Origin of the sequence: Microbacterium sp. AG1240, from assembly GCF_003635115.1 — a bacterium.
In the GTDB taxonomy this organism is placed as follows: Bacteria; Actinomycetota; Actinomycetes; order Actinomycetales; family Microbacteriaceae; genus Microbacterium.
Genome location: NZ_RBXJ01000002.1, coordinates 698,828 through 721,413, shown reverse-complemented (window position 1 = coordinate 721,413; position 22,586 = coordinate 698,828). Strand labels below are relative to the sequence as shown.

General features: G+C 70.2%; 22 protein-coding genes. 1 reads left to right on the top strand and 21 read right to left on the bottom strand.

All coding sequences use genetic code 11. From position 1 onward, the window contains the following. Positions 1–350 precede the first annotated feature (350 nt). From DEU34_RS12130 to infC, 19 genes are all read right to left on the bottom strand, one after another. The gene (locus DEU34_RS12130; RefSeq protein WP_121150536.1) at positions 351–1,169 is read right to left on the bottom strand and encodes a DUF4184 family protein; all 819 of its coding nucleotides are present in this window, start codon (positions 1,167–1,169) and stop codon (positions 351–353) included. Between the two features lie 12 nt (positions 1,170–1,181). Continuing rightward, positions 1,182–2,453 carry a tyrosine--tRNA ligase gene (gene tyrS, locus DEU34_RS12125; RefSeq protein WP_121150534.1) on the bottom strand — a complete coding sequence of 424 codons (1,272 nt, stop codon included), beginning with the start codon at positions 2,451–2,453 and terminating at the stop codon, positions 1,182–1,184. A 60-nt stretch (positions 2,454–2,513) separates the two neighbouring features. Next, on the bottom strand, positions 2,514–3,944 hold the full coding sequence (argH, locus tag DEU34_RS12120) for an argininosuccinate lyase (protein WP_121150532.1): 1,431 nt from the start codon (positions 3,942–3,944) through the stop codon (positions 2,514–2,516). Positions 3,945–3,948: 4 nt separating this feature from the next. Further along, positions 3,949–5,082 (bottom strand): DUF1624 domain-containing protein, encoded by a 1,134-nt coding sequence (locus DEU34_RS12115; RefSeq protein WP_259460137.1) that lies wholly within the window; start codon positions 5,080–5,082, stop codon positions 3,949–3,951. Then, positions 5,061–5,984 carry an ornithine carbamoyltransferase gene (gene argF / locus DEU34_RS12110; RefSeq protein WP_121150528.1) on the bottom strand — a complete coding sequence of 308 codons (924 nt, stop codon included), beginning with the start codon at positions 5,982–5,984 and terminating at the stop codon, positions 5,061–5,063. The genes DEU34_RS12115 and argF overlap by 22 nt, the downstream gene beginning before the upstream one ends. Further along, a complete protein-coding gene (locus tag DEU34_RS12105) occupies positions 5,981–7,228 on the bottom strand; it encodes an acetylornithine transaminase (RefSeq protein ID WP_121150526.1) in 1,248 nt (415 codons plus the stop codon). The genes argF and DEU34_RS12105 overlap by 4 nt, the downstream gene beginning before the upstream one ends. Further along, positions 7,225–8,127 carry an acetylglutamate kinase gene (gene argB, locus DEU34_RS12100; protein ID WP_121150524.1) on the bottom strand — a complete coding sequence of 301 codons (903 nt, stop codon included), beginning with the start codon at positions 8,125–8,127 and terminating at the stop codon, positions 7,225–7,227. The genes DEU34_RS12105 and argB overlap by 4 nt, the downstream gene beginning before the upstream one ends. Beyond that, on the bottom strand, positions 8,124–9,281 hold the full coding sequence (argJ, locus tag DEU34_RS12095; protein WP_121150522.1) for a bifunctional glutamate N-acetyltransferase/amino-acid acetyltransferase ArgJ: 1,158 nt from the start codon (positions 9,279–9,281) through the stop codon (positions 8,124–8,126). The genes argB and argJ overlap by 4 nt, the downstream gene beginning before the upstream one ends. Beyond that, entirely contained in the window at positions 9,278–10,324 is a 1,047-nt protein-coding gene (gene argC, locus DEU34_RS12090; RefSeq protein ID WP_121150521.1) for an N-acetyl-gamma-glutamyl-phosphate reductase, read from the bottom strand. Before argC ends, argJ begins: the two co-directional genes overlap by 4 nt. Before the next feature lie 272 nt (positions 10,325–10,596). Next, positions 10,597–13,101: a phenylalanine--tRNA ligase subunit beta gene (gene pheT / locus DEU34_RS12085; RefSeq protein WP_121150519.1), complete on the bottom strand. Its 2,505-nt coding sequence runs from the start codon at positions 13,099–13,101 to the stop codon at positions 10,597–10,599. Continuing rightward, complete coding sequence (pheS, locus tag DEU34_RS12080) at positions 13,101–14,141, bottom strand: phenylalanine--tRNA ligase subunit alpha (RefSeq protein WP_121150517.1); 1,041 nt, start codon at positions 14,139–14,141, stop codon at positions 13,101–13,103. Before pheS ends, pheT begins: the two co-directional genes overlap by 1 nt. A 132-nt stretch (positions 14,142–14,273) precedes the next feature. Further along, positions 14,274–15,230, bottom strand: a complete 957-nt coding sequence (locus DEU34_RS12075) for an amino acid ABC transporter permease (RefSeq protein WP_116647630.1) — start codon at positions 15,228–15,230, stop codon at positions 14,274–14,276. Beyond that, positions 15,227–15,874 (bottom strand): amino acid ABC transporter permease, encoded by a 648-nt coding sequence (locus tag DEU34_RS12070; RefSeq protein ID WP_116647315.1) that lies wholly within the window; start codon positions 15,872–15,874, stop codon positions 15,227–15,229. Before DEU34_RS12070 ends, DEU34_RS12075 begins: the two co-directional genes overlap by 4 nt. 64 nt (positions 15,875–15,938) lie before the next feature. Next, positions 15,939–16,835, bottom strand: coding sequence for a glutamate ABC transporter substrate-binding protein (locus DEU34_RS12065; RefSeq protein ID WP_121150515.1), 897 nt, complete (start codon positions 16,833–16,835; stop codon positions 15,939–15,941). Between the two features lie 85 nt (positions 16,836–16,920). Next, positions 16,921–17,685: an amino acid ABC transporter ATP-binding protein gene (locus DEU34_RS12060; protein ID WP_116647317.1), complete on the bottom strand. Its 765-nt coding sequence runs from the start codon at positions 17,683–17,685 to the stop codon at positions 16,921–16,923. Between the two features lie 86 nt (positions 17,686–17,771). Next, complete coding sequence (locus DEU34_RS12055; RefSeq protein WP_121150513.1) at positions 17,772–18,572, bottom strand: RNA methyltransferase; 801 nt, start codon at positions 18,570–18,572, stop codon at positions 17,772–17,774. Between the two features lie 106 nt (positions 18,573–18,678). Next, positions 18,679–19,062, bottom strand: a complete 384-nt coding sequence (gene rplT, locus DEU34_RS12050; protein WP_121150511.1) for a 50S ribosomal protein L20 — start codon at positions 19,060–19,062, stop codon at positions 18,679–18,681. 29 nt (positions 19,063–19,091) lie between these two features. Further along, positions 19,092–19,286, bottom strand: a complete 195-nt coding sequence (gene rpmI / locus DEU34_RS12045; RefSeq protein WP_055835219.1) for a 50S ribosomal protein L35 — start codon at positions 19,284–19,286, stop codon at positions 19,092–19,094. A 45-nt stretch (positions 19,287–19,331) separates the two neighbouring features. Next, complete coding sequence (gene infC / locus DEU34_RS12040) at positions 19,332–19,955, bottom strand: translation initiation factor IF-3 (RefSeq protein WP_116647320.1); 624 nt, start codon at positions 19,953–19,955, stop codon at positions 19,332–19,334. 240 nt (positions 19,956–20,195) lie between these two features. On the opposite strand from infC, the gene DEU34_RS12035 reads away from it, so the two are divergent. Next, positions 20,196–20,612 (top strand): DUF1844 domain-containing protein, encoded by a 417-nt coding sequence (locus tag DEU34_RS12035; RefSeq protein ID WP_183042463.1) that lies wholly within the window; start codon positions 20,196–20,198, stop codon positions 20,610–20,612. Positions 20,613–21,054: 442 nt separating this feature from the next. Here DEU34_RS12035 and DEU34_RS12030 read toward each other — a convergent pair whose 3' ends face one another. Further along, on the bottom strand, positions 21,055–21,825 hold the full coding sequence (locus DEU34_RS12030) for an SseB family protein (RefSeq protein WP_121150509.1): 771 nt from the start codon (positions 21,823–21,825) through the stop codon (positions 21,055–21,057). Then, positions 21,809–22,555 (bottom strand): bifunctional 1-(5-phosphoribosyl)-5-((5-phosphoribosylamino)methylideneamino)imidazole-4-carboxamide isomerase/phosphoribosylanthranilate isomerase PriA, encoded by a 747-nt coding sequence (priA, locus tag DEU34_RS12025; RefSeq protein ID WP_116647322.1) that lies wholly within the window; start codon positions 22,553–22,555, stop codon positions 21,809–21,811. The genes DEU34_RS12030 and priA overlap by 17 nt, the downstream gene beginning before the upstream one ends. Between the last annotated feature and the right edge of the window lie 31 nt (positions 22,556–22,586).

Here is a 22,586-nt window from a genome sequence, read left to right as displayed (position 1 = left end):
TTCTCAAAGATCGGACGCACCTGCAACTCAGCCTCATCAGCCTCGCCCGCAGGGCAACTTCACTACCTTATCCCACCCACACCGACTGTCAAATCGACGTTTCGAGTCCGTGAGGAGCCGAGAGCGCGCCGGATCGACGCCCGTGTGGCGGGCAACCCGCTTCCCTGACCTGACGGCCAGCCGCACTCGGAGTGCGAAGGATTCGGGAGGTGTTCTCCGCTTGAGGGTGGGGCAAGTCTTTCGGACTTTCCGCTCTTCCCTGTGGGGCGAACAGATAGAAACTTACGCGGGATGCGACGTCTCGGCGAATCGTGCTGCATCCCGGGCGTGTCGCGGCGTCGGAACGACCGTCATCCGGTAGTGGATCGCCGTGATTCCGCGGATCCGGAGCGGATCACCGTCACCACCGCGGCGAGCGCGAGCGTCGCCGCTCCCCACCCGCCGGCAGCCGCCGGAAGGACGCGATATGCCAGGTGCTGGACCGTCCACTCGGAGGTGATCGGCCCGTACGCGACGAGCCCGACCGCCCACGCGGCCACGAGGACGACCGGCAGTGACAGCCACCACACCGCGCGAACGGCCGTCGGCAGCATCCGGTGCACCTCGTCGGCGTCGCGACGGACGATCCACACGGCCGCCCAGATGCCGATGATCACCAGGCCGATCACCGACGAGCCGTGCTGGAGCCACTTGTATCCGATCATGGGGCCCCACGGTTCTGCGAGAGCGGGGAACAGCGCGACGCCCCATCGCCCCTCGTGCGTGAAGAGATCCCACACGATGTGCGTGATCACCCCGAACAGCAGCGACACGACGAGCAGCGCCACCGAGGAAACGGTGATCGTGCCACCGGCGTCGGCGAGGGTTCCGCGGAGCGCGCCTCGCGGGCCGGTCGTCCACTCGGTCGGAAGCCGCTCGGCGACCCACCGCGGCGAGAGCTCCCCCGCCGCCGGGCGCAGGACGCACCGCCACACCAGCAGCAGCACGAGGGCGACGGCGACCGTGCCGGGCAGTGCCCACGCGCTGTGCGTGATGCCGTAGAGCGGGAGCCCGGTGCGGACGAACAGCGGAAGATCCGGCGTCATGGCGCCGACCGCGATGGCCGCGGGAATCAGCGGAGTGCGAACGAACGGCAGAGCCACCACGGCATGGCTCGGCGTGAACGGCATGATGCGCCCGGGTCAGCCCGCGACGAAGAGGCCGGCGAGGGTCTTCTTGCCGCGCCGGAGCACCGACACTCCCCCGGGAAGGCTCCCGGTGACCACCGCGTCGTCGGCCTCGATCCGCTCGCCGTCGAGCGAGACGCCGCCCTGGGCGATCGCCCGGCGGGCTTCGCCCAGGCTCGCGACGAGCCCGGTCTCCACCAGCGCCTGCACCACCGTCGTGCCCGATGCGACCTCCGCGTGCGGCAGCTCGTCGAGGGCTTCGCGCAGCGTCCGCGCGTCGAGACCCGACAGGTCGCCCTGCCCGAACAGGGCGTCGGATGCGGCGATCACGGCCGCGGTCGCATCCGCACCGTGCACGAGGGTCGACACCTCCGACGCCAGACGCTTCTGCGCCGCACGCCGGAAGGGCTCGGCCTCCACGAGACGCCCGTACTCCTCGATCTCGGCACGGGTCAGGAACGTGAACACCTTGAGGCGCTCGACCACGTCGGCGTCGTCGGTGTTGAGCCAGAACTGGTAGAACGCGTACGGGCTGGTGAGATCGGCGTCGATCCAGATCGCGTTGCCCTCGCTCTTGCCGAACTTCGTGCCGTCGGAGTTCGTGATGAGCGGTGTGCCGATCGCGTGCACCGACGTGCCCTCGACGCGATGGATCAGATCGGTGCCGCTGGTGAGGTTGCCCCACTGATCGCTGCCGCCGGTCTGCAGGACGCAGCCGTACTGCCGGTGCAGCTCCAGGAAGTCGAGCCCCTGCAGGATCTGGTAGCTGAACTCGGTGTAGCTGATCCCCGCCTCGGAGTTGAGACGCGCGCTCACGGCGTCCTTCTTCAGCATCGTGCCGACGCGGTAGTGCTTGCCGATCTCGCGGAGGAAGTCGATCGCGCTGAGAGGCGCGGTCCAGTCGAGGTTGTTGACCATGCGCGCGGCGTTCTCGCCGTCGAAGCTGAGGTAGCGCTCGACCTGCTCGCGGAGGCGCTGCACCCACTCGGCGACGGTCTCGCGGGAGTTGAGGGTGCGCTCCGCCGTCGGACGCGGGTCGCCGATCAAGCCGGTCGATCCGCCGACGAGCCCGAGCGGACGGTGTCCAGCCAGCTGCAGCCGCCGCATGGTGAGCAGCTGCACGAGGTGGCCGAGGTGCAGGCTCGGAGCCGTCGGGTCGAATCCGCAGTAGAAGACCAACGGCTCACCGGCGAGCGCCTCGCGCAGGGCGGACTCATCGGTCGAGACGTGCACGAGTCCTCGCCAGACGATCTCGTCCCAGACGTTCTCGAAGGTCGGATCGATCATCGGTTCGGCGGCGTCAGACACGACGTCGAGCGTATCAAGCGGGGCGGCGCGCGCCCGACGTCACAGCCCGAGCTCGTGCGCGAGCGTCTGGGTGCGGGCGACGAGCTGCGCGCGCTGCTCGGCGACGCGCGCGGGAGCGGTGCCGCCGACCCCGGTGCGACGGCCGACCGAGCCCTCGATCGACAGCACCTCGCGGACGGCAGGCTCCAGCAGGGGCGAGACCGACGCGAGCAGCGCATCGTCGGCGTCTTCGAGCCCGATCCCGCGGTCTTCGCACGCGCGCACGAGCTCGCCCGACACCTCGTGGGCGTCGCGGAACGGCACGCCGCGGGTGACGAGCCATTCGGCGACGTCGGTCGCGAGCGAGAAGCCCTGGGGAGCGAGATCGGCCATGCGGTCGGTGTCGAAACGCAGGGTCGCGATCATGCCGGTGAACGCGGGGAGCACCGTCTCGAGGGTGGTGACGGTGTCGAAGACCGGCTCTTTGTCCTCCTGCAGGTCTCGGTTGTACGCCAGCGGGAGCCCCTTCAGCGTGGCGAGGAGCCCGGCGACGTTGCCGATCAGGCGGCCGGATTTGCCCCGCGTGAGCTCGGCGATGTCGGGGTTCTTCTTCTGCGGCATGATGCTCGAGCCGGTGGAGTAGGCGTCGTCGAGGGTGACGAAGGAGAACTCCCGCGTGTTCCAGAGGATGATCTCCTCCGACAGCCGCGACAGATCGACCCCGATGAGCGCTCCGACGAAGGCGAACTCGGCCACGACGTCGCGCGCGCTCGTGCCGTCGATCGAGTTCTCGGACGGTCGGGCGAGGCCGAGTTCGTCGGCCACCAGCTGCGGGTCGAGCCCGAGGGTGGACCCGGCGAGCGCACCGCCGCCGTAGGGAGAGACCGCCGCGCGCGCCGACCAGTCGCGCAATCGTTCGAGGTCGCGCACCAGCGGCCAGGCGTGCGCCTGCAGATGGTGCGCGAGCAGCACCGGCTGCGCGTGCTGCAGGTGCGTGCGTCCGGGCATGATCGCGTCGGCGTGGGCGTCGGCCTGCGACACGAGGGCGTCGATGAGCCGCACGACGTCGCGGGCGATCACCCGGGCGTGGTCGAGCAGGTACAGACGCACAAGGGTCGCGATCTGGTCGTTCCGGCTGCGCCCGGCGCGGAGTTTGCCGCCCAGCGCCGGACCCACGATGTCGATGAGGGCTCCCTCGAGAGCGCCGTGGACGTCTTCGTCGTCGGGCGCGGCGACGAGCGACCCGTCGGCGACGCGACGACCGAGCTCATCGAGCCCTTCGTGCATCGCAGCGGCCTCGTCGGCGGTGAGGTAGCCGGCGGCGGTGAGCGCGGTGGCGTGCGCGTGCGATCCGGCGATGTCGTACGGCGCGAGCACCCAGTCGAAGTGGGTCGATCGGCTCAGGGCGGCGAGCTCGGGCGACGGCCCCCCGGCGAATCGGGCGCCCCAGAGCGCTCCCTCGTTCGTGCCGTGACCGCTCGTCGTGCTCATCCTCTCAGCCTACCGAGGGCGCCACGCGGCTCCGCTCCGGGTCGCGCACCATCCATCGCGCGGCGCGGTCGATCGCCGACTCCAGCGGCCCGCGCCCGATGAGGAGCGCCCACAGCGTGCACCCGACGATGAGGCCGACGGTCAGCGGCCAGAACGGTTCGAGCGCCCGGAAGGCGGTCAGCGCACCGGTCTCGCCCAGGACGGAACCGGCCCAGATCGCCCACACGATCAGCTGAGCGCTGTACGCGGTGAGCGGCATCGCCCCGACGGCGCGCAGCGGAACGACCGCCCAGCGCAGCGGCGTCCGGCACAGCAGCAGGCACCCGGCGATCACGGCGACGGCGAAGGCACCCGAACCGACCACCTCGAGAAGACCCGTCGAGTGCGCCTCGGCCGTCCAGACCGAGGCGAGGTACCCGCGATCGAACGTCGGGTCGGCCCCCGTGGTCACGGCGAGTGCCGAGCAGACGGTGGCGATCCCGGCGCCGACGGCGAGCATCGCCCCTTGCGCGGACAGCGAGCGCAGGTCGATGCGGCCGAGGGCCATCCCGACGAGGAGGAAGGCGATCCAGGTCGGGAACGGGTAGGCCCAGCCGATCGAGACGGCCACCGTCTCTCCCAGAGTCGTCTCCCAGAAGGGGAGGGCGTCGAGCCACGCCTGGGCGAACGGCATCACCGCGGCGACCGCCGCCGCGATTCCGAACAGCGCGGGCGCGCGAAGGCCAAGGAACGGCAGGGACAACAGGAAGAGGATCGCGTAGGCGGGAAGGATGACGTACACCGGAACGCCGGTCGCCGCCAGCAGGAGGCCCAGCACCCACAGCACGCCCGCCCGCACGGCGAGCCTGCCCGACGCCCGGGCGCGGGAGCCGCCGCGCAGCGGTGTGCGCCCGCCGGTGACCAGAGCGATCGACACCCCCGCGAGAGTCGCGAACAGGATCGACGACCGCCCGTTGACGATGTCGACCCAGGTCTCGGGGCGTGCCGAATCCCACGGCTCGATCGACAGCAGGTGGGCCGCCAGCATCCCGACGACGGCCAGTCCACGTGCGAGATCGAGCCCGGCCAGACGGCCGGGCCCGTCGAGGCGCGCCCATCGCGAGCGCACCCAGGAGGTCATTCCTGTCGCAGCAGCCACACCAGGAGGGCCTTCTGCGCGTGCAGACGGTTCTCGGCCTCGTCCCAGACCACGCTCTGCGGTCCGTCGATGACCTCGGCCTCGACCTCGTACCCGCGGTCGGCGGGGAGGCAGTGGATGAAGATCGCGCCGGGGTCGGCGAGCGCCATGAGCGCGCCCGTGACCTTGTAGGCGCCGAGGTCGCGCAGGCGGGCCTGCTTCTCCTCCTCCTTGCCCATCGACACCCAGGTGTCGGTGACGACGACGTCGGACCCCTCGGCCGCGCGCACCGGGTCGGCTTCGAGGACGACCGAACCGCCCGTGCGGGCGGCGATCGCCTGCGCGTCGGCGACGACGTCGGCGCGCGGGGCGTACTCCGCGGGCGAGGCGACCCGCACGTGCATGCCGGCGGTGACCCCGGCCAGGAGGTACGAGTGCGCCATGTTGCTGCGCCCGTCGCCGAAGAACGACAGCGTGAGCCCGGCGAGCTCGCCCTTGTGCTCGCGGATGGTGAGCAGGTCGGCCAGCAGCTGGCAGGGGTGGAAGTCGTCGCTGAGCGCGTTGACCACCGGCACCCGCGTGCCCCGCGCCATCTCTTCGAGCCCCGCCTGCGCGTAGGTGCGCCACACGATCGCCGCCACCTGGCGCTCGAGCACGCGCGCCGTGTCGGACGGGGTCTCCTTGCCGCCGAGCTGGCTGTTGGCCGTGGAGATGATCAGCGGCGAGCCGCCGAGATCGGCGATGCCCACCGCGAACGAGACCCGCGTGCGGGTGGAGGACTTGTCGAAGATCACCGCGACCGTCTGGGGTCCGGCGAGGGGCTTCTGCGCCCACCGGTCGCGCTTGAGCTCGATCGCGAGGTCGAGGATCTCGGCCTGCTCGGCCGGGGTCAGGTCGTCATCGCGAAGCAGATGGCGGGTCACGCGGGTACCTCCGCAGGTGTATCGGGTGTCGGGTCGGTCGTCTCGTCGAGGATCAGGGCATCGCCCACGGTCGCAAGGGACGCGGCGAAGAGGGCGAGGAACTCGCGCACCTCGGCATCGCCGATCGTGAGCGGCGGGGCGAGGCGGATCGTGTCGTCGTTCGCGGCGTTGACGATGAGCCCGTGCTCCTGGGCCGCAGCGACGACGGCCTTGGCGACCGGGGCGGTCAGCGCGACACCGAGCAGCAGACCCGCGCCGCGGATTCCGCCGACCAGCGGCGACGCGAGGCCCATGATGCCCGCGCGGAGCTCTTCCCCGCGCGCGGCGGCGTTCTGCACGAGACCCGCCCGCTCGATCTCGTCGAGCACGGCGCCGGCGACGGCCGTCGCCAGGGCGTTGCCGCCGAAGGTGGAACCGTGGGTGCCGGGGAAGAACAGGTCGCTCGCGTGGCCGAAGGTGACGAGCGCGCCGATCGGAAACCCGCCGCCCATGCCCTTGGCGAGCGTGATCGCATCGGGCACGATTCCGGCGCGCTGGAAGGCGAACCACTCCCCCGTGCGCCCGGCGCCGGTCTGGATCTCGTCGATGATGAGCAGCGATCCGGATGCCTCGGTCAACCGCCGGGCGGCCTCGAGGTACCCCTCCGGCAGCTCGACGACGCCGGCCTCGCCCTGGATGGGCTCGACGAGCACGGCGGCGACGCGTTCGTCGAGCGCCGCCTCGAGCGCCTCGATCGTCGCGTCGATGTGCTCGACGCCCGGGGTCATCGGGAGGAAGTCGGCCTGGAGCGCCGGCTTGCCGGTCAGCGCGAGAGTTCCCATCGTGCGCCCGTGGAAGCCGCCCTTGAGAGTCAGGATGCGAGGCCTGGCGGAGCCTCCGTGCAGGCGAGCCAGCTTGAAGGCCGCTTCGTTGGCCTCGGCCCCGGAGTTGCCGAAGTACACGCGCCCCTCCGGCCCCGTGCCGGCGAGACGCTTCAGCCGAGCGGCGAGCGCCAGCTGCGGCGGGGTGGCGAAGTAGTTCGACACGTGCGCGAGGGTCGCCGCCTGCCGTGACACCGCGTCGACGAACACCGGGTGCGCGTGCCCGAGGGAATCGACCGCGATACCGGCGAGGAAGTCGAGGTAGCGACGCCCCGTGTCGTCGAAGAGGTGGGAGCCTTCGCCGCGCACGAACAGCGCCATGCGGTCGCCGAAGCTCCGCACGAGGTCGCGTCCGGCGTCTTCCTGCCAGGTGGTGTCGGTCATGCGACGACCTCCGTTCCGATTCCCTTGCTGGTGAACAGTTCGACGAGCACCGAGTGGGGCACGCGCCCGTCGATGATGGCCGCCGTCGGCACGCCCCCGTCGACGGCATCGAGGCACGCCTGCATCTTGGGGATCATGCCCGACTCGAGCCGCGGCAGCATCGCGCGCAGTTCGGTCGAATCCAGGTGCGAGACGAGCGACTCCCGGTTCGGCCAGTCGGCGTACAGGCCCGCGACGTCGGTGAGCACGACGAGCTTCGTCGCGCCGAGCGCGACGGCGAGGGCGGCGGCCGCAGCATCCGCGTTGACGTTGAGCGAGTGACCCGGGTGATCGAGATCGGGGGCGATACTCGAGACCACCGGGATGCGTCCGGCGTCGAGGTGATCGAGCACCGGGCGCGGGTCGACCGACACGACGTCGCCCACCCGTCCGAGATCATGCTCGACGCCTCCGACGGTGACGCCGCGGCGCCGTCCGCCGAAGAGACCGGCGTCCTCGCCGCTGAGCCCCGTCGCGAGCGGCCCGTGCGCGTTGATCTTCGCCACGAGCTGCGGATTGATCTGCCCGGTGAGCACCATGCGCACGACGCTGATCGCCTCGGTCGAGGTGACGCGGTAGCCGCCCTTGAACTCGCTCGGGATGGCCAGCCGGTCGAGCATGGACGAGATCTGCGGACCGCCGCCGTGTACGACGACAGGTTTGACCCCGACGTAGCGGAGGTAGGCGATGTCGGCGGCGAAGGCGTCCTGCAGCTCGTCGCTGACCATGGCGTTGCCGCCGTACTTGACGACGACGATCTGATCGCGGAACTTCTGCAGCCAGGGCAGCGACTCCACCATCGTGGCCGCCCGCGCGCTGGCGGTCGCGGGATCGGTGTCTTGCAGGTCGATGTCGCTCATGAGGAGTAGGCGCTGTTCTCGTGGACGTAGTCGTGCGTCAGGTCGTTCGTGTAGATGGTCGCGGTGGCGTCGCCGACCTTCAGGTCGATCACGACGTCGGTCTCGCGCGGCGTCAGGTCGACCTCCTCGCGGGGCCGGTCGGGCCCGCCGTTCGAGCACACGCGCACCCCGTTCATCTCGACGTCGACCGCGTACGGGTCGAACTCCGCCCGGGTCGTGCCGATCGCGGCCAGCACCCGGCCCCAGTTGGGGTCGTTGCCGAAGATCGCCGCCTTGAAGAGGTTGTTACGGGCCACCGAGCGCGCCACCTCGACGGCTTCGTCTTCGGTGGCGGCGTGCACGACGGTGATACGGATGCTGTGGCTCGCGCCCTCCGCATCGGCCTGCAGCTGCACGGCCAGGTCGAGGCAGACCTCGGTCAGCGCGCGGCGGAACGCGTCGGGGTCGGGGACGACGCCCGAGGCGCCGCTGGCGAGGAGCGTGACCTGGTCGTTCGTCGACATGCAGCCGTCGGAGTCGAGCCGGTCGAAGCTCACGCGCGTGGCGGCGCGCAGGTGCGCGTCGGCGTCGGTCGCGTCGAGGACGGCATCGGTCGTGAGGACGACGAGCATCGTGGCCAGGCCCGGCGCCAGCATCCCGGCGCCCTTCGCCATACCGCCGATGGTCCATCCGTCCTGGCCGCGAACGGCGGTCTTCGAGACGGAGTCGGTCGTCATGATCGCCTCGGCGGCGGCCTGGCCGCTGTCGGCGTCGAGTGCCGCGACGCTCTGCGCGACGCCCTCGAGCACCTTGGCGCGGAAGACCTCGTCGCCGGTGCCGATGAGCCCGGTCGAGCAGACGAGCACGTCGCCCGCGCCGACCTCGAGCAGTTCACCGACGCGTTCCGCGGTCAGGTGCGTGGTCTGGAAACCGAACGCCCCCGTGAAGCAGTTGGCCCCGCCGGAGTTGAGCACGATGGCCTCCACGACACCGTCGCGGATGACCTGCTCCGACCAGAGGATGGGGTTCGCCTTCGCCCGGTTGGAGGTGAAGACGGCGGCGCCGACCTTGAGCGGTCCGCGGTTGACGACGAGGGCGACGTCGCGCTTCCCGGTCGACTTGAGGCCGACGGCCACTCCGGCCGCGTCGAATCCTGCGGGGGCGGTCACGCTCACGGGGCGACTCCGTTCACGGTGAGGGCGCGGCCTTCGGGAAGACCGAGCGCGATGTTGAGCGATTGCACGGCGGCGCCGGCGGTGCCTTTGACGAGGTTGTCGACCGCGGCGACGACGACGACGCGGTTCGCCGCCCGGTCGATCGCGAGGCCGAGGAGAGCGGTGTTCGCGCCCAACACGTCTGCCGTGCGAGGGAACTCCCCCTCGTCGAGCAGCTGCACGAAGGCCTCACCGGCGTAGGCGTCGGCCCACGCCGCCCGGATCTGCGCGTCGGAGACGCCGGGGGCGATCGGTGCCGTGCTGGTGGCCAGGATGCCCCGCGCCATCGGAACGAGCACGGGCGTGAAGGAGATGCGCACGTCACCGACGGCTCCCGCGCCCAGGAGCGCCTGCCGGATCTCGGGGATGTGCCGATGCGAGCCGCCGACGGCGTAGGGGTTCGCCGAGCCGAGGATCTCACTGGCGAGGAGGTTGGTCTTGAGGCTCTTCCCCGCACCCGACGGGCCGACGGCGAGCATCGTGACGATGTCGGACGGATCGATCACTCCCGCGGCCACACCCGGCGCGAGGCTCAGGGCGACGGTGGAGGCGTTGCATCCCGGCGCGGCGATCCGCGTCGCACCCGCGAGCAGCTCGCGCTGCTTTCCGCCGCCGACGACGAGTTCGGGCACTCCGTATGCCCACGGTACGTGGAAATCGCCGCCGTAGAACTGCGCCCAGGCCGACGCGTCGGTGAGGCGGTGGTCGGCGCCCGCGTCGATGACGATCGGGGTGTCGGCCAGTGCATCGGTGTACTGCCCCGACTGCCCGTGCGGGAGCGCGAGCACCACGATGTCGTGGCCGGCGAGCACCTCGGGCGTGGTGTCCTGCAGCGTGAGGTGCGCGAGGGAGCGCAGGTGCGGCTGGTGACGGACGAGCGGCTGGCCGGCGTTCGAGTGCGCCGTGACGGTGCGGATCTCGATGTCGGGGTGCGCGGCGAGCAGGCGCAGGATTTCGCCGCCGGCATAGCCGGATGCGCCGGATACGGCGACCGAATAGGTCATGCTTCCACCTTATTGTCTGGGGTCACGGGCCAAAGACGGCGACGCCCGTGCCGCACGACGGCGGGAAGCGGGAGTCGCCTAGAGTCGGCGGCCGCGGCGCTCGCCCACGACGCCCGAGACGGCGGAGGCGGCGGAAAGCATGTGCCGACGATAGCCGCGCCTGCGCAGCATCCGCAAATCCGCCCGCCTCGGCGCGAGGAACCATTTTCGGCTGAGACTCCACGCCAGGCGGGGCGTCTCAGCCGAAAACGGTGTCTCACCGAGAACGGATGCTATTCGCGAAGGGTCGCACCGAAACGCTCGGCGGCGACGGCCACGCCCGCCAGGCGCGCCTGCGACGCCTCGGCCGCGGTGAGGGTGCGGTCGGGAGCGCGGAATCGCAGCGCGAACGTGAGGCTCTTGCTGCCGTCGGGGAGTCCCTGGCCGCGGTAGTCGTCGACGAGGCGGAGCGACTCGAGCAGACCGCCGGCCCCCTCGACGAGGGCGGCGCGCACGTCGCCCGCGGGAAGGGTCGCATCGACGACGAGCGAGACGTCCTGCGTCGCGGCGGGGAACCCCGAGAGCGACGCGGCGACGACACGGTCTCCGCCGAGCGTGAGGAGCAGATCGAGGTCGAGCTCGGCGACGACGACGCGACCGGGGAGGTCGGCGGCCTCCGACACGGCGGGCAGCAGCTCGCCGACGTAGCCGACCTCGGTCGCGCCCACCCTGACCACGCCCGCGCGCCCCGGGTGCAGCGCCGCCCGGGTGGTCTGGGCCAGCTCGATCTCGACGCCGGCGGCACCGGCGATGATCCGCACGGCGTCGATCGCGTCGGCGAGCGCGGCCGTGACGGCCGGTTGACCGGGCTGCTTGTCGACGATCGGACCGGTGAGGAGCACGGCGACATGACGACGCTGCGGCGGGATGGATGCGTCGAGCGCGACGAGCGTCGCCGCGTCCGGACGCACGCCCAGCGGCGGGACCGTGTCGGTGCCGTAGGTCACGCCGGGCTCGGGGAGGAACACCGCGCCGGCCTCGAAGACCGCGAGGTCGGTGAGACCGCGTGCGACGTTGCGGTGCGCCGCCTGCAGCAGGGCCGGCAGGAGCGAGCGCCGCAGGAACGGCGCCTGCCCGTCGAGCGGGTTGGCCATCTTCACGCTCGGCAGGTGCTCGCCGCTGGGCGAGCCGTGCAGATCGTTCTGCTCCTCGGTCGTGAAGGGGAACGAGGGCGTCTCGACGTAGCCCGCGGCCGCCAGAGCGTTCGAGACCCGGCGACGACCCTGCTGCGCGGCGGTGAGACCGCGGCCCGAGGGCGGCACGGGCAGCACGGAGGGGATGAGGTCATACCCCTCGATGCGCGCCACTTCTTCGGCGAGCGTCCACTTGTCGGTCACGTCGGGGCGCCACGACGGCGCAACGACGGCCCACGGTTCGACCGAGGTGTCGACATCGCAGCCGACCAGGCGCAGGGCTGCGGCTATCTGCTCGTCGGTGTAGTCGACGCCGATGAGTCCCGACACGAAGCCGCGCGGGAGGGAGATCGCGTCGCGCTCGTAGGTCGCCGACAACGATCCGCCGAGTTCGGTGTCGAGCGTGCCCCCGGCGAGCTGCACCATGAGCTCGGCGACGCGTTCGGCGGCGACGAACGGCACGAGCGGGTCGACGCCGCGCTCGAAACGACGGGATGCTTCGGACGGCAGCTTGTGACGACGTGCGGTGCGCGCGATCGAGACCGTGTCGAAGGTGGCCGCCTCGATGAGCACGTTGCGGGTCGTATCGCCCATCTCGGTCGTGCCGCCGCCCATCACCCCGGCCAGGCCGATCGGCCCCGACTCGTCGGTGATCAGGAGGTCTTCGGGGTGGAGCGTGCGCACCTGGCCGTCGAGGGTCTCGAGCGACTCCCCCGGCTCGGCGCGACGGACCGTGATGCCACCGGTCAGCGCGTCGAGGTCGTAGCCGTGGATGGGCTGGCCGAGCTCGAGCATGACGTAGTTGGTGATGTCGATGAGCACGCCGAGCGACCGGATGCCCGCGAGCGACAGGCGCGCGATCATCCACGCCGGCGTGGGCTTGGTGGCATCCACATCGCGGACGATGCGGGCGACGAACTCCGTCGCGCCCACGCGGCCCCGGATGGGGAGGCGGTCGTCGACGACGATCGGGAATCCCGAGGGGGTGCGCGACGCCGCATCCGTGTGCCCGGCTCCCGGATCGCGGAAGGCCGCGCCCGTGGCGTGGGAGTACTCCCGAGCCACACCGCGCATCGACAGCGCATACCCGCGGTCGGGGGTGACGTTGATCTCGACGGCGACGTCGTCGAGTCCGAGCAGCGCGATCGCGTCGGCGCCGGTGGGCGCGTCGATGCCCAGCTCGACCAGACGCAGGATGCCCGAGTGCTCCTGGCCGAGCCCGAGCTCTTTCGCGGAGGCGATCATGCCGTCCGAGACGTGCCCGTACGTCTTGCGCGCCGCGATCGGGAAGGGCCCGGGAAGCACCGAACCCGGCAGGGTCACGACGACCTTGTCACCGGGGAAGAAGTTGCCCGCGCCGCAGACGATCCCCCGTGGGGAGTCTTCGCCGACATCGACCTGGCACCAGCGGATCGTCTTTCCGTTGGACTGGGGTTCCTCGATGAACTCGAGCACCTGTCCCACGACGATCGGACCCTGCAGCTCGAAGCCGTGGACGTCCTCCTCCTCGAAACCGACGCGCACGAGCGAGGCGAGCACATCGTCGGGCGTGGCCTCGGGGGCGACGTCGACGAACTCGCGCAACCAGGAGAGCGGGACGCGCATCAGACCACCATTCCGAACTGTTCGCTGAAGCGCACATCGCCCTCGGCCATGTCGCGCATGTCTTGCACGTCGCTGCGGAACATCAGGGTCCGCTCGATGCCCATCCCGAACGCGAAGCCGGAGTAGACCTCGGGGTCGATGCCCGCCGCGCGCAGCACGTTGGGGTTCACCATCCCGCACCCGCCCCACTCGATCCAGCGCGCGCCGCCCTTGAAGGTCGGGTGCCAGAGGTCGAGCTCGGCGCTCGGCTCGGTGAAGGGGAAGAAGTTCGCACGGAACCGTGTCTTGGCCTCGGGCCCGAAGAGCACGCGGGCGGCGTGGTCGAGGGTTCCTTTGAGGTTCGCCATCGTGATGCCCTTGTCGATGACGAGTCCTTCGAACTGCGTGAACACGGGCAGGTGGGTCGCGTCGAACTCGTCGGTGCGGTAGACCCGCCCCGGGCAGAGCACGTAGATCGGCAGATCGCGCTCGAGCATCGATCGCACCTGCACCGGCGACGTGTGCGTGCGCATGACGAGGTGACGGTCGACCGGGTCGACGAAGAACGTGTCCTGCATCTGACGCGCGGGGTGATCGACGTCGAAGTTGAGCGCGTCGAAGTTGAACCACTCGTGCTCGAGCTCGGGGCCTTCGGCGATCTCCCACCCCATGCCGACGAAGATGTCGGAGATCTGCTCCTGCAGGAGCGAGATCGGATGCCGCGCACCCACGCGAGCGCGGCGCGGCAGGGCGGTGATGTCCACGCGCTCGGCCTCGAGCTTCGCGGCCGTCTCGGCCTCGGCGAGCTCGGTCTCGCGGGCGGCGAGCGCCTGGGTCACGCGCCCGCGGGCCTGACCGACGAGCTTGCCGAAGGCGGCCTTGTTCTCGGGGGCGACCTGGCGCAGCCCCGCGTTCAGCCGCGCCAACGGCGAGCCTTCCGCGGTGTGCGCCGCGCGCGCGGACTTGAGGTCGGCGGTGGTGGTCGCGGCGGCGATGGCAGCAAGGGCGGCATCGACCGCGGTGGCTACCGCTTCAGGGGTGATCTCGGGGGCATCGGACACGAGAGTCGAGTCTACCGACGGGCGGATGCTGCGTTCGGCGCGCCGTGCACGGTCGGGCCTTCGGCGATCGCTGCGCGTCGCGCCCGACCGCGGGTGGGGCCGTCGGCGGCCGGGCATTCCCGGCGGCGACGATCAGCGAGCGTTCGCGCCGCCGCCGAGTCCGCCGCCGCCCAGACCGCTGCCGCCCATGTCGTACTTGCCGAGGCCGCGCTGCGCCACGATGAGCTCGGTGTCCGTGACCTCCTGGGTCGCCTGGTTCGCTCCGGCGACGTTGCCGCCGGTCTTCGCCGAGCGACGCAGTCGCTTCTCCACGGTGGTGGCGACGAGCGAGAGGAGAAGGCAGAGTCCGATGTAGATGGCGCCGATGATGATCGTGGCCGGCACGATGGGCGAGCCGTAGGTCGCCTGCCCGCCGATGTAGCGGGCGTAGAAGAGCAGCTCGGGGTAGGTGACGATGAAGCCGAGGGCGGTGTCTTTCAGCGTGACGACGAGCTGGGCGATGATGACGGGCATCATGGCGCGAACGGCCTGCGGCAGGAGCACGAGACGCATGACCCCGGCCTTGCGGAGTCCGATCGCGTAGCCCGCCTCGTGCTGGCCCCGCGGCAACGATTCGACACCGGCACGGATGACCTCGGCGAGCACCGACCCGTTGTAGGCGACGAGGGCGATGACGACCGCCCAGTAGGGCTCCATCCGGATGCCCAGGACGGGCAGCCCGTAGTAGAGCAGGAACATGAAGATCAGCACCGGCACGGCGCGCAGGACCTCGACGATCGCCGTGAAGGGCCAGCGGATCCAGCGATGGTTCGACATGCGTCCGATGGCCAGCACGAAACCGAGCACGAGCGCACCGACGGCCGCCGAGGCGAAGGCACCGAGGGTCGCCAGCGCGGCCTGGCCGATGCTGAGCCAGACGTTGGAGTAGGTGAACGCCGACCACTTCTGCGCGGTGAACTGGCCCGTCACGGCCAGTCGCCAGACGAAGAACCCGAGGATCGCCAGAACCACGAGCACCGTGACCACACCGAAGATGCGGTTGCGCGCGATCGCGCGCGGACCCGGGACGTCGAACAGGACACTGCTCATCGCGCCACCCTCCATCGGTTCTCGAGACTGCGCTGCAGCCAGGACAGAAGCAGTACGAGCGCGACGAAGATGACCGCGACCCAGAGGATCACGAACAGCTGATTCTCACCGCGCTCGCTGAGGTAGCTGCGGACGGAGCCGAGGTTGATCACGCTGAATCCAGCGGCCACGGTGGTGTTCTTGAGGAGGGCGATGAACACGCTCATCATCGGAGGGATCACCGAGCGGAAGGCCTGCGGCATCACGACGGAGCCCATCACCTGGCCGAACGTGAGACCGAGGGCGCGTGCGGCCTCCGCCTGCCCGACGGGCACGGTGTTGATGCCCGACCGGATCGTCTCGGCGACGTACGTCGCCGTGTAGATGCCGAGCGCCGCCACACCGAGGATGAGCGGGTCGATGCGGATCTGCAGCAGGGGCGGAAGGGCGAAGGCGAACCCGAAGAAGACGAGCGTCAGCGGGGTGTTGCGGATGGTGTTCACGTAGAGCGTGCCCATCCAGCGTGCGATCGGAATCGGAGAGACCCGCATGCCGCCCACGATGATGCCGAGGACGAGAGCCAGGAGACCGCCGCCGAAGAAGAGGATGAGCGTGCCGACCAGGCCGTCCCACCAGATGTCGGTGTTGTCGGTGATGATGTTCACGACATCGCCTTCCTACGTGTTCGAACGGACGAGGGGTGGGGGCGGCCGAAGCCGCCCCCGGGGATCACTCGTCGACCGCGGGCTGCGTTCCGGCGATGCCGGCCGGCTCGAGGTGGAGGTCGAACAGGGACGTCCAGACGTCGCCACCGTCGGTGAGGAGGGTGTTGATGTGGCTCTTCAGGGCGGTGTCGCCCTTCTCCAGGCCGATGCCGTAGCGCTCCTCGCTGAACGGCTCGCCCGCGATCTTCAGCGCGTCGGGCTCGAGCGCGACGTAGCCGGCGAGGATGGCCTCGTCGGTCGTGATGGCGTCGACCTGTCCGCCCTTGAGCTGCTCGACGCACTGCGAGTAGGTGTCGTACTCGACGGTGTTACCCGGGCTGTACTCGTCGCGGATGCGCTGGAGCGGGGTCGAACCGGTCACCGAGCACACGGTCTTGCCGGCGAGGTCGTCGGGACCGTTGATCGAGTCGTCGTCGGCGGCGACGAGCAGACCCTGACCGGTGATGAAGTAGGGGCCCGCGAAGTCGATCTGCTCTTTGCGCTTGTCGGTGATGGAGTACGTGCCGACGTAGTAGTCGATGTCACCGTTGACGATGGCCTGCTCGCGGTTGGCGGACGGGATCGTCTGGTAGGTGATCTTGTCCTCGTCGAAGCCGAGCGACGCGGCGATCCAGCGTGCGATGTCGACGTCGAAGCCCGTACGGTCTCCGGAAGCCGCGTCCTGGTACCCGAGTCCGGGCTGGTCGTTCTTCACACCGATGACGACGCCGTCGCGCTCGACCATGCGGTCGTAGGTGGGGCTGTCGGTGAGCGAGACGTCGGTCGCGACCTCCCAGAGCGCGTCGTCGCTACCCGCCTCGGGCGCGCCGGGGGTGGTGGGTGACCCGCTGTTGCAGGCGGTGAGCACGAGGGCCGCGACGGCGGCGAGGCCGAATCCGGCGATCATTCGTGTCTTACGCATGGAATCTCCTTGGTGTGGGTGCTGTGTGGTCGCGGACCTGTTATGCAGATCCGACGTCGGGGGGAGGTGTCAGCATCCTCCGCAATCAGTGGGTGATCAGCTTGGAGAGGAAGTCCTTGGCCCGCGCGCTCTCCGGTCGCGTGAAGAACTGCTCGGGCGCGGCCTCTTCGACGATCTGGCCGTCGGCCATGAAGATCACGCGGTCGGCGGCCTTACGCGCGAAGCCCATCTCGTGGGTGACGACGATCATCGTCATGCCGTCGCGGGCGAGGCCGACCATGACGTCGAGAACCTCGTTGATCATCTCGGGGTCGAGCGCGCTGGTCGGCTCGTCGAACAGCATCAGCTTCGGCTTCATCGCGAGGGCACGCGCGATCGCGACACGCTGCTGCTGGCCGCCCGACAGCTGCGCGGGCAGCTTGTCGGCCTGCGCGACGATCCCGACCCGCTCGAGCAGCACGCGCGCCTCGCGCTCGGCGTCGGCCTTCTTCATCCCGCGCACCTTGATCGGCCCGAGCGTGACGTTCTCGAGGATCGTGAGGTGGGCGAACAGGTTGAACGACTGGAAGACCATGCCCACGTCGGCGCGCAACTGCGCGAGGCCCTTCCCCTCTTTGGGAAGCTCCTTGCCGTCGATCGTGATCACACCCGAGGTGATCGTCTCGAGACGGTTGATGGTGCGGCACAGGGTCGACTTGCCCGAGCCCGACGGCCCGATCACGACGACGACCTCGCCGCGCGAGACCGTGAGGTCGATGTCTTTCAGCGCTTGGAAGTCGCCGTAGTGCTTCTGCACATCGCTCATCACGACGAGCGAGTCGCCGGCCGGCCGTGGATCAGAGGTCGCCATGACTTCACCCTACGAGGCCTGTGAGACCCGCGACACGTATTGACGCGAGCCTTAACCGTTCTGTAACAGCAGGGGTACGCGCCATATCACGGGTTCGCGCGCTGCGCGAACGCCGTCTCGTACAGGCACACGCTCGCCGCGGTCGCGAGATTCAACGACTCGGCCCGACCGTAGATCGGCAGGCGGAGCGCGAGATCGGCGTGGGCCAGAGCCGGCTCCTCGAGCCCGCGCGCCTCGTTGCCGAACAGCCACGCGGTGGGCTCGGCGAGCAGGTGCCGCGAAGCGAGGAAGTCGGTGCCGTCGACGTCGGCGGCCACGACCCGCATCCCGGCGGCGTGGGCACGCTCCACCGCCGCCTCGAGCTCGCCCCCCACGGCGATCGGCAGGTGGAAGAGGGATCCGGTCGTCGACCGCACGACCTTCGGGTTGTAGGGGTCCACGGTGCGCCCGGTGAGGACGACGGCGTCCGCACCGGCAGCATCCGCCGCTCTGATGATGGTGCCCAGATTGCCGGGGTCGCGCACCTCTTCGCAGATCGCCACCAGCCGCGGATTCGAGGCGAAGACCTCGCGCATCGACGTGGGGTTCTGACGCGCGACGGCGACGATCCCCTGCGGGGTCACCGTGTCGGCCATCGCGTCGAGCACCGCCTCGGTGGTGTACTCCACCTCGAGGTCGGCGGCGCGCGCCGCGTCGCGGATGTCGGTGTGCTTCTCCATCGCGGTCGGCGTCGCGAACAGCTCGACGAGCGACTCGGGAGCGTACTGCAGCGCCTCGCGCGCGGCCTGCGGGCCCTCGAGCAGGAAGAGACCTGTCTCCTGTCGCGCACTACGCTTGGCCAGCTTCGCGACCGCGCGGACGCGCGGCGAACGGGGATTCTCGAGCACGGGGCCAGCCTAGGGCTCCCACCCCGTCCGCTCCGCGACCGACGCGGGCGGGGCAGCAGAAAGGGCGCCCCCCGGAGGAGGACGCCCTTTCTGGAAGAACGGATGCTTACGCGGTCTTGGCTGCGTTCACATCGGCCGGGAGCGCGGCCTTCGCGGTCGCCACGAGCGACGCGAACGTGGCGGGCTCGTTGACCGCGAGCTCGGCGAGCATGCGACGGTCGACCTGGACGCCCGCGAGGCCGAGGCCCTGGATCAGACGGTTGTACGTGAGGCCGTTCTGACGCGATGCCGCGTTGATGCGCTGGATCCACAGACGACGGAAGTCGCCCTTGCGCTTGCGACGGTCACGGTACGCGTAGACGAGCGAGTGGGTGACCTGCTCCTTCGCCTTGCGGTACAGGCGCGAACGCTGTCCGCGGTAACCGGAGGCGCGCTCGAGGATGACGCGACGCTTCTTGTGGGCGTTTACTGCCCGCTTGACTCTAGCCATTTCTTATCGTTCCTAACGTGCGTCGGCGCTCAAAGGCCGAGGAGCTTCTTCGCGACCTTGGCGTCGCCCTTGGCCAGGACCTGCTCCTGGTTCAGACGGCGGGTCCGCTTCGAGGCCTTGCCCTCGAGGTTGTGCCGCATGCCGGCCTGCTGCTTCATGAGCTTGCCGCTACCGGTCAACTTGAAGCGCTTCTTGGCACCCGAGTGGGTCTTCTGCTTCGGCATCTGTCTTTCCTTCGTTGGGTTTCCCGCGAGGCGGGAGTCTGGGGCCTACTCGGCGGATGCCGCGGCAGGCTCGGAATCGGAGGAGTCCGGGCGCGAGCCCGAGCGGGCCGCTTCCTTCGTCGCAGCGCGCTGAGCGTTCTGCTCCGTCTTGACCTCGGACTTGTTCTTGTGGGGTGCGACCACCATCACCATGTTGCGGCCGTCGATCGTCGGGTTCGACTCGACGGTGCCGAACTCGGCGACATCCTCCGCGAACTTGCGGAGCAGGCGCACACCCTGGTCGGGACGCGACTGCTCGCGACCACGGAACAGGATCATCGCCTTGACCTTGTCGCCCGCCTGGAGGAAGCCCTCCGCGCGCTTGAGCTTGGTTATGTAGTCGTGAGCCTCGATCTTCAGGCGGAACCGCACCTCTTTGAGGACGGTGTTCGCCTGGTTGCGACGCGCTTCCTTTGCCTTCTGCGCAGTCTCGTACTTGAATTTGCCGTAATCCATGATCTTGACCACGGGCGGCTTCGAGTTCGGGGCTACCTCGACGAGATCGAGGTCGGCCTCCTGGGCCAGGCGCAGCGCCACCTCGATGCGGACGACGCCGACCTGCTCACCAGCGGGACCCACGAGGCGGACCTCGGGGACGCGGATGCGGTCATTGGTGCGGGGATCGCTGATGCGGGACTCCTCTTACGTTGCGGGAGACCACCGCGACACGGGAGCGTCGCGGGCGGAAGAAGACGCATTCCACCCGACTCGACGTGCGAAACGCCGGCTCTACACCCGTGCAACCCCGGGCGACCGGAGCGGAGTGCGTGGACCCGGTAGCCTTGAGCGGCAAGCGCGGGTGGGATGTGATCCTCTTTCGTTCGGAACAGAAAGCTCCGAAGCCCGCCAAAGTCTAGCAGAGAGAACCACGTGCACACGATTCCCGGTAACGACGTCCCCTCCGACTCCCCCGAGGGCGGCGACGAACGACTCACGCGATGGGAGGAGGACGGCGAACGCTCGGCCGAATCGGCCGGACGCGACCTCGCCGACGTCCCCGCCGTCGAGGTGATCACCACCACCGCCGTGCACCTCATGAGCGCTGCCGCCGTCAAGGTCGGTCTCGCCGACGACCCGGCGCACCAGACCGACCTCGACGAGGCCCGCAAGCTCATCAACGCACTCGCAGGCCTCATCACCGCCGCAGCGCCCGAGATCAGCGACATGCACGCGCGGTCGCTCCGCGACGGCCTGCGCTCACTGCAGCTCGCCTTCCGCGAAGCATCCGTCATCCCCGACCCCATCGGCAAGGGGCCGGGCGAGAAGTGGACCGGGCCGGTCAACTGATCTCGGGCTCTCGGGGCGTGTGACGGGGGTCCGGTCTGCGGGCTGCGACTCCGGGCTCCGGGATGTCGTCCCCGAACCAAGAGAGGGGCCCCTACCCCGATTGGCTCGGGGCCGACATCCCTGCGCCCTCCGGCGCGGCCCGCAGACCTCGCGTCGTCGCGCGCTCCCGACCGCGATCGTCGACCTCGAACAGGAGGGCGGATGCTGCGCATCCGCATGGCGCGCGGCCGACATCCCTGCGCCCTCCGTCGAAGTCCAGGGCGCCCGTCGCGCCACCCGCCCTGGCCGCGATCGTCGACCTCGAACAGGAGGGCGGATGCTGCGCATCCGCATGGCGCGCGGCCGACATCCCTGCGCCCTCCGTCGCGGCCCGCAGACCTCGCCACGTCGCGCGCTGCCGGCCGCGATCGTCGACCTCGGGAGAGGGCGGATGCTGCGTCCGTTACTCGCGGTGGAGTTTGACCGTGAGGGAGTCGACCAGCACGGCGATACGGTCGTCGGCGGCCCAGCGGCGCGCCAGACGCGCGAGGACGGCATCGAGCTCATCCTGCTCGAGACCCTGCATGAGCTGAAGGTGGACGATGAGCTCGGGCCCCCGCAGCCGGTCGGTCGGGTCTCCCGGCTCGACGGCGAAGTCGAGCACCGCGAGCTCGGCCCCGACGCTCTGCTGCAACCCGGTGAACACCTCGGCCGACGTGTGGCTGGGCTCCCACGCGATGCCCTGACCTATTGCCCACACCGCCGGCCGCCGAAGCACGAACTCGGTGTCGGAGCCCGGGTCGATCACGATCAGCTCGGTGTCGTCTCCGGCCGCGGCGACCGCCGTGCGCACGCCGTCGGCGGGGATGGGCCGCGCCACGGCGTCCCACCGTTTCATGGCATCGACCGACGTGAAGACCGGCAGCACCTTGCGCCCGTCGGGGGCGGCCACGGTGACGATCGACAGTTCCTGCGTCTTGTCGACGACCAGACCGTGCGGGCCCACGCCCTCGTCGCCCTTGTCGGCGACCAGTGGAATGAGCAGCCGAGCGGTGCGATAGGCCTCGACGACCGCGCGCGCGTCCCGTGCTCCGTCGGCGTCGGCGGTCAGCGCGACCAGCAGCGCCGGGTCGGCGGAACCGTCGTCGGCCGCGTGGCGATTGTCCTCGAAGCGTCGCCCCTCCCAGGGCACCCCCGCGGAATCACCCGCGGGAACGTCACCCTCCGGCGACATCCAGCGCCTCGGCCAGGGTGAACGCCCCGGCGTAGAGTGCCTTGCCCACGATCGCGCCCTCGACGCCGAGCGGGACCAGCTCGCGAAGGGCTGCGATGTCGTCGAGGCTCGAGACGCCGCCCGACGCCACGACGGGCTTCGGGGTGCGCTCCGCGATCTCGCGCAGAAGGTCGATGTTCGGGCCCTTGAGCGTTCCGTCCTTCGTCACGTCGGTGACGACGTATCGGCTGCAGCCGGCGTCTTCGAGACGGGCGAGGACGGTCCAGAGGTCGCCGCCGTCGCGGGTCCAGCCACGCGCGGCGAGTGTCGTACCGCGCACGTCGAGGCCGACCGCGATCGCGTCGCCGTAGCGGCCGATGACATCGGCGGCCCACTCGGGGTTCTCCAGCGCCGCGGTGCCGAGGTTGATGCGGCTGGCGCCGCTGTCGAGAGCGGCCTCGAGCGAGCGGTCGTCGCGGATTCCTCCGGAGAGCTCCACCTGAACGCCACGCACCTGCTTGATCACACGACGCATCACCGCGGTGTTGTTCCCGCGCCCGAAGGCCGCATCGAGGTCGACGAGGTGGATCCAACCCGCACCCTGGCGCGCGAAGTCGGCGGCCGCATCGACCGGGTCGCCGTAGTTCGTCTCGGTTCCGGCCTCGCCCTGGGTCAGCCGCACGGCCTTGCCGCCTGCGACATCGACGGCGGGGAGGAGGATCAGCTCGGGTGTTGACGCGAAATCGTTCATGGCTCCTCGTGCACGCGGACGCCGGTCGCTC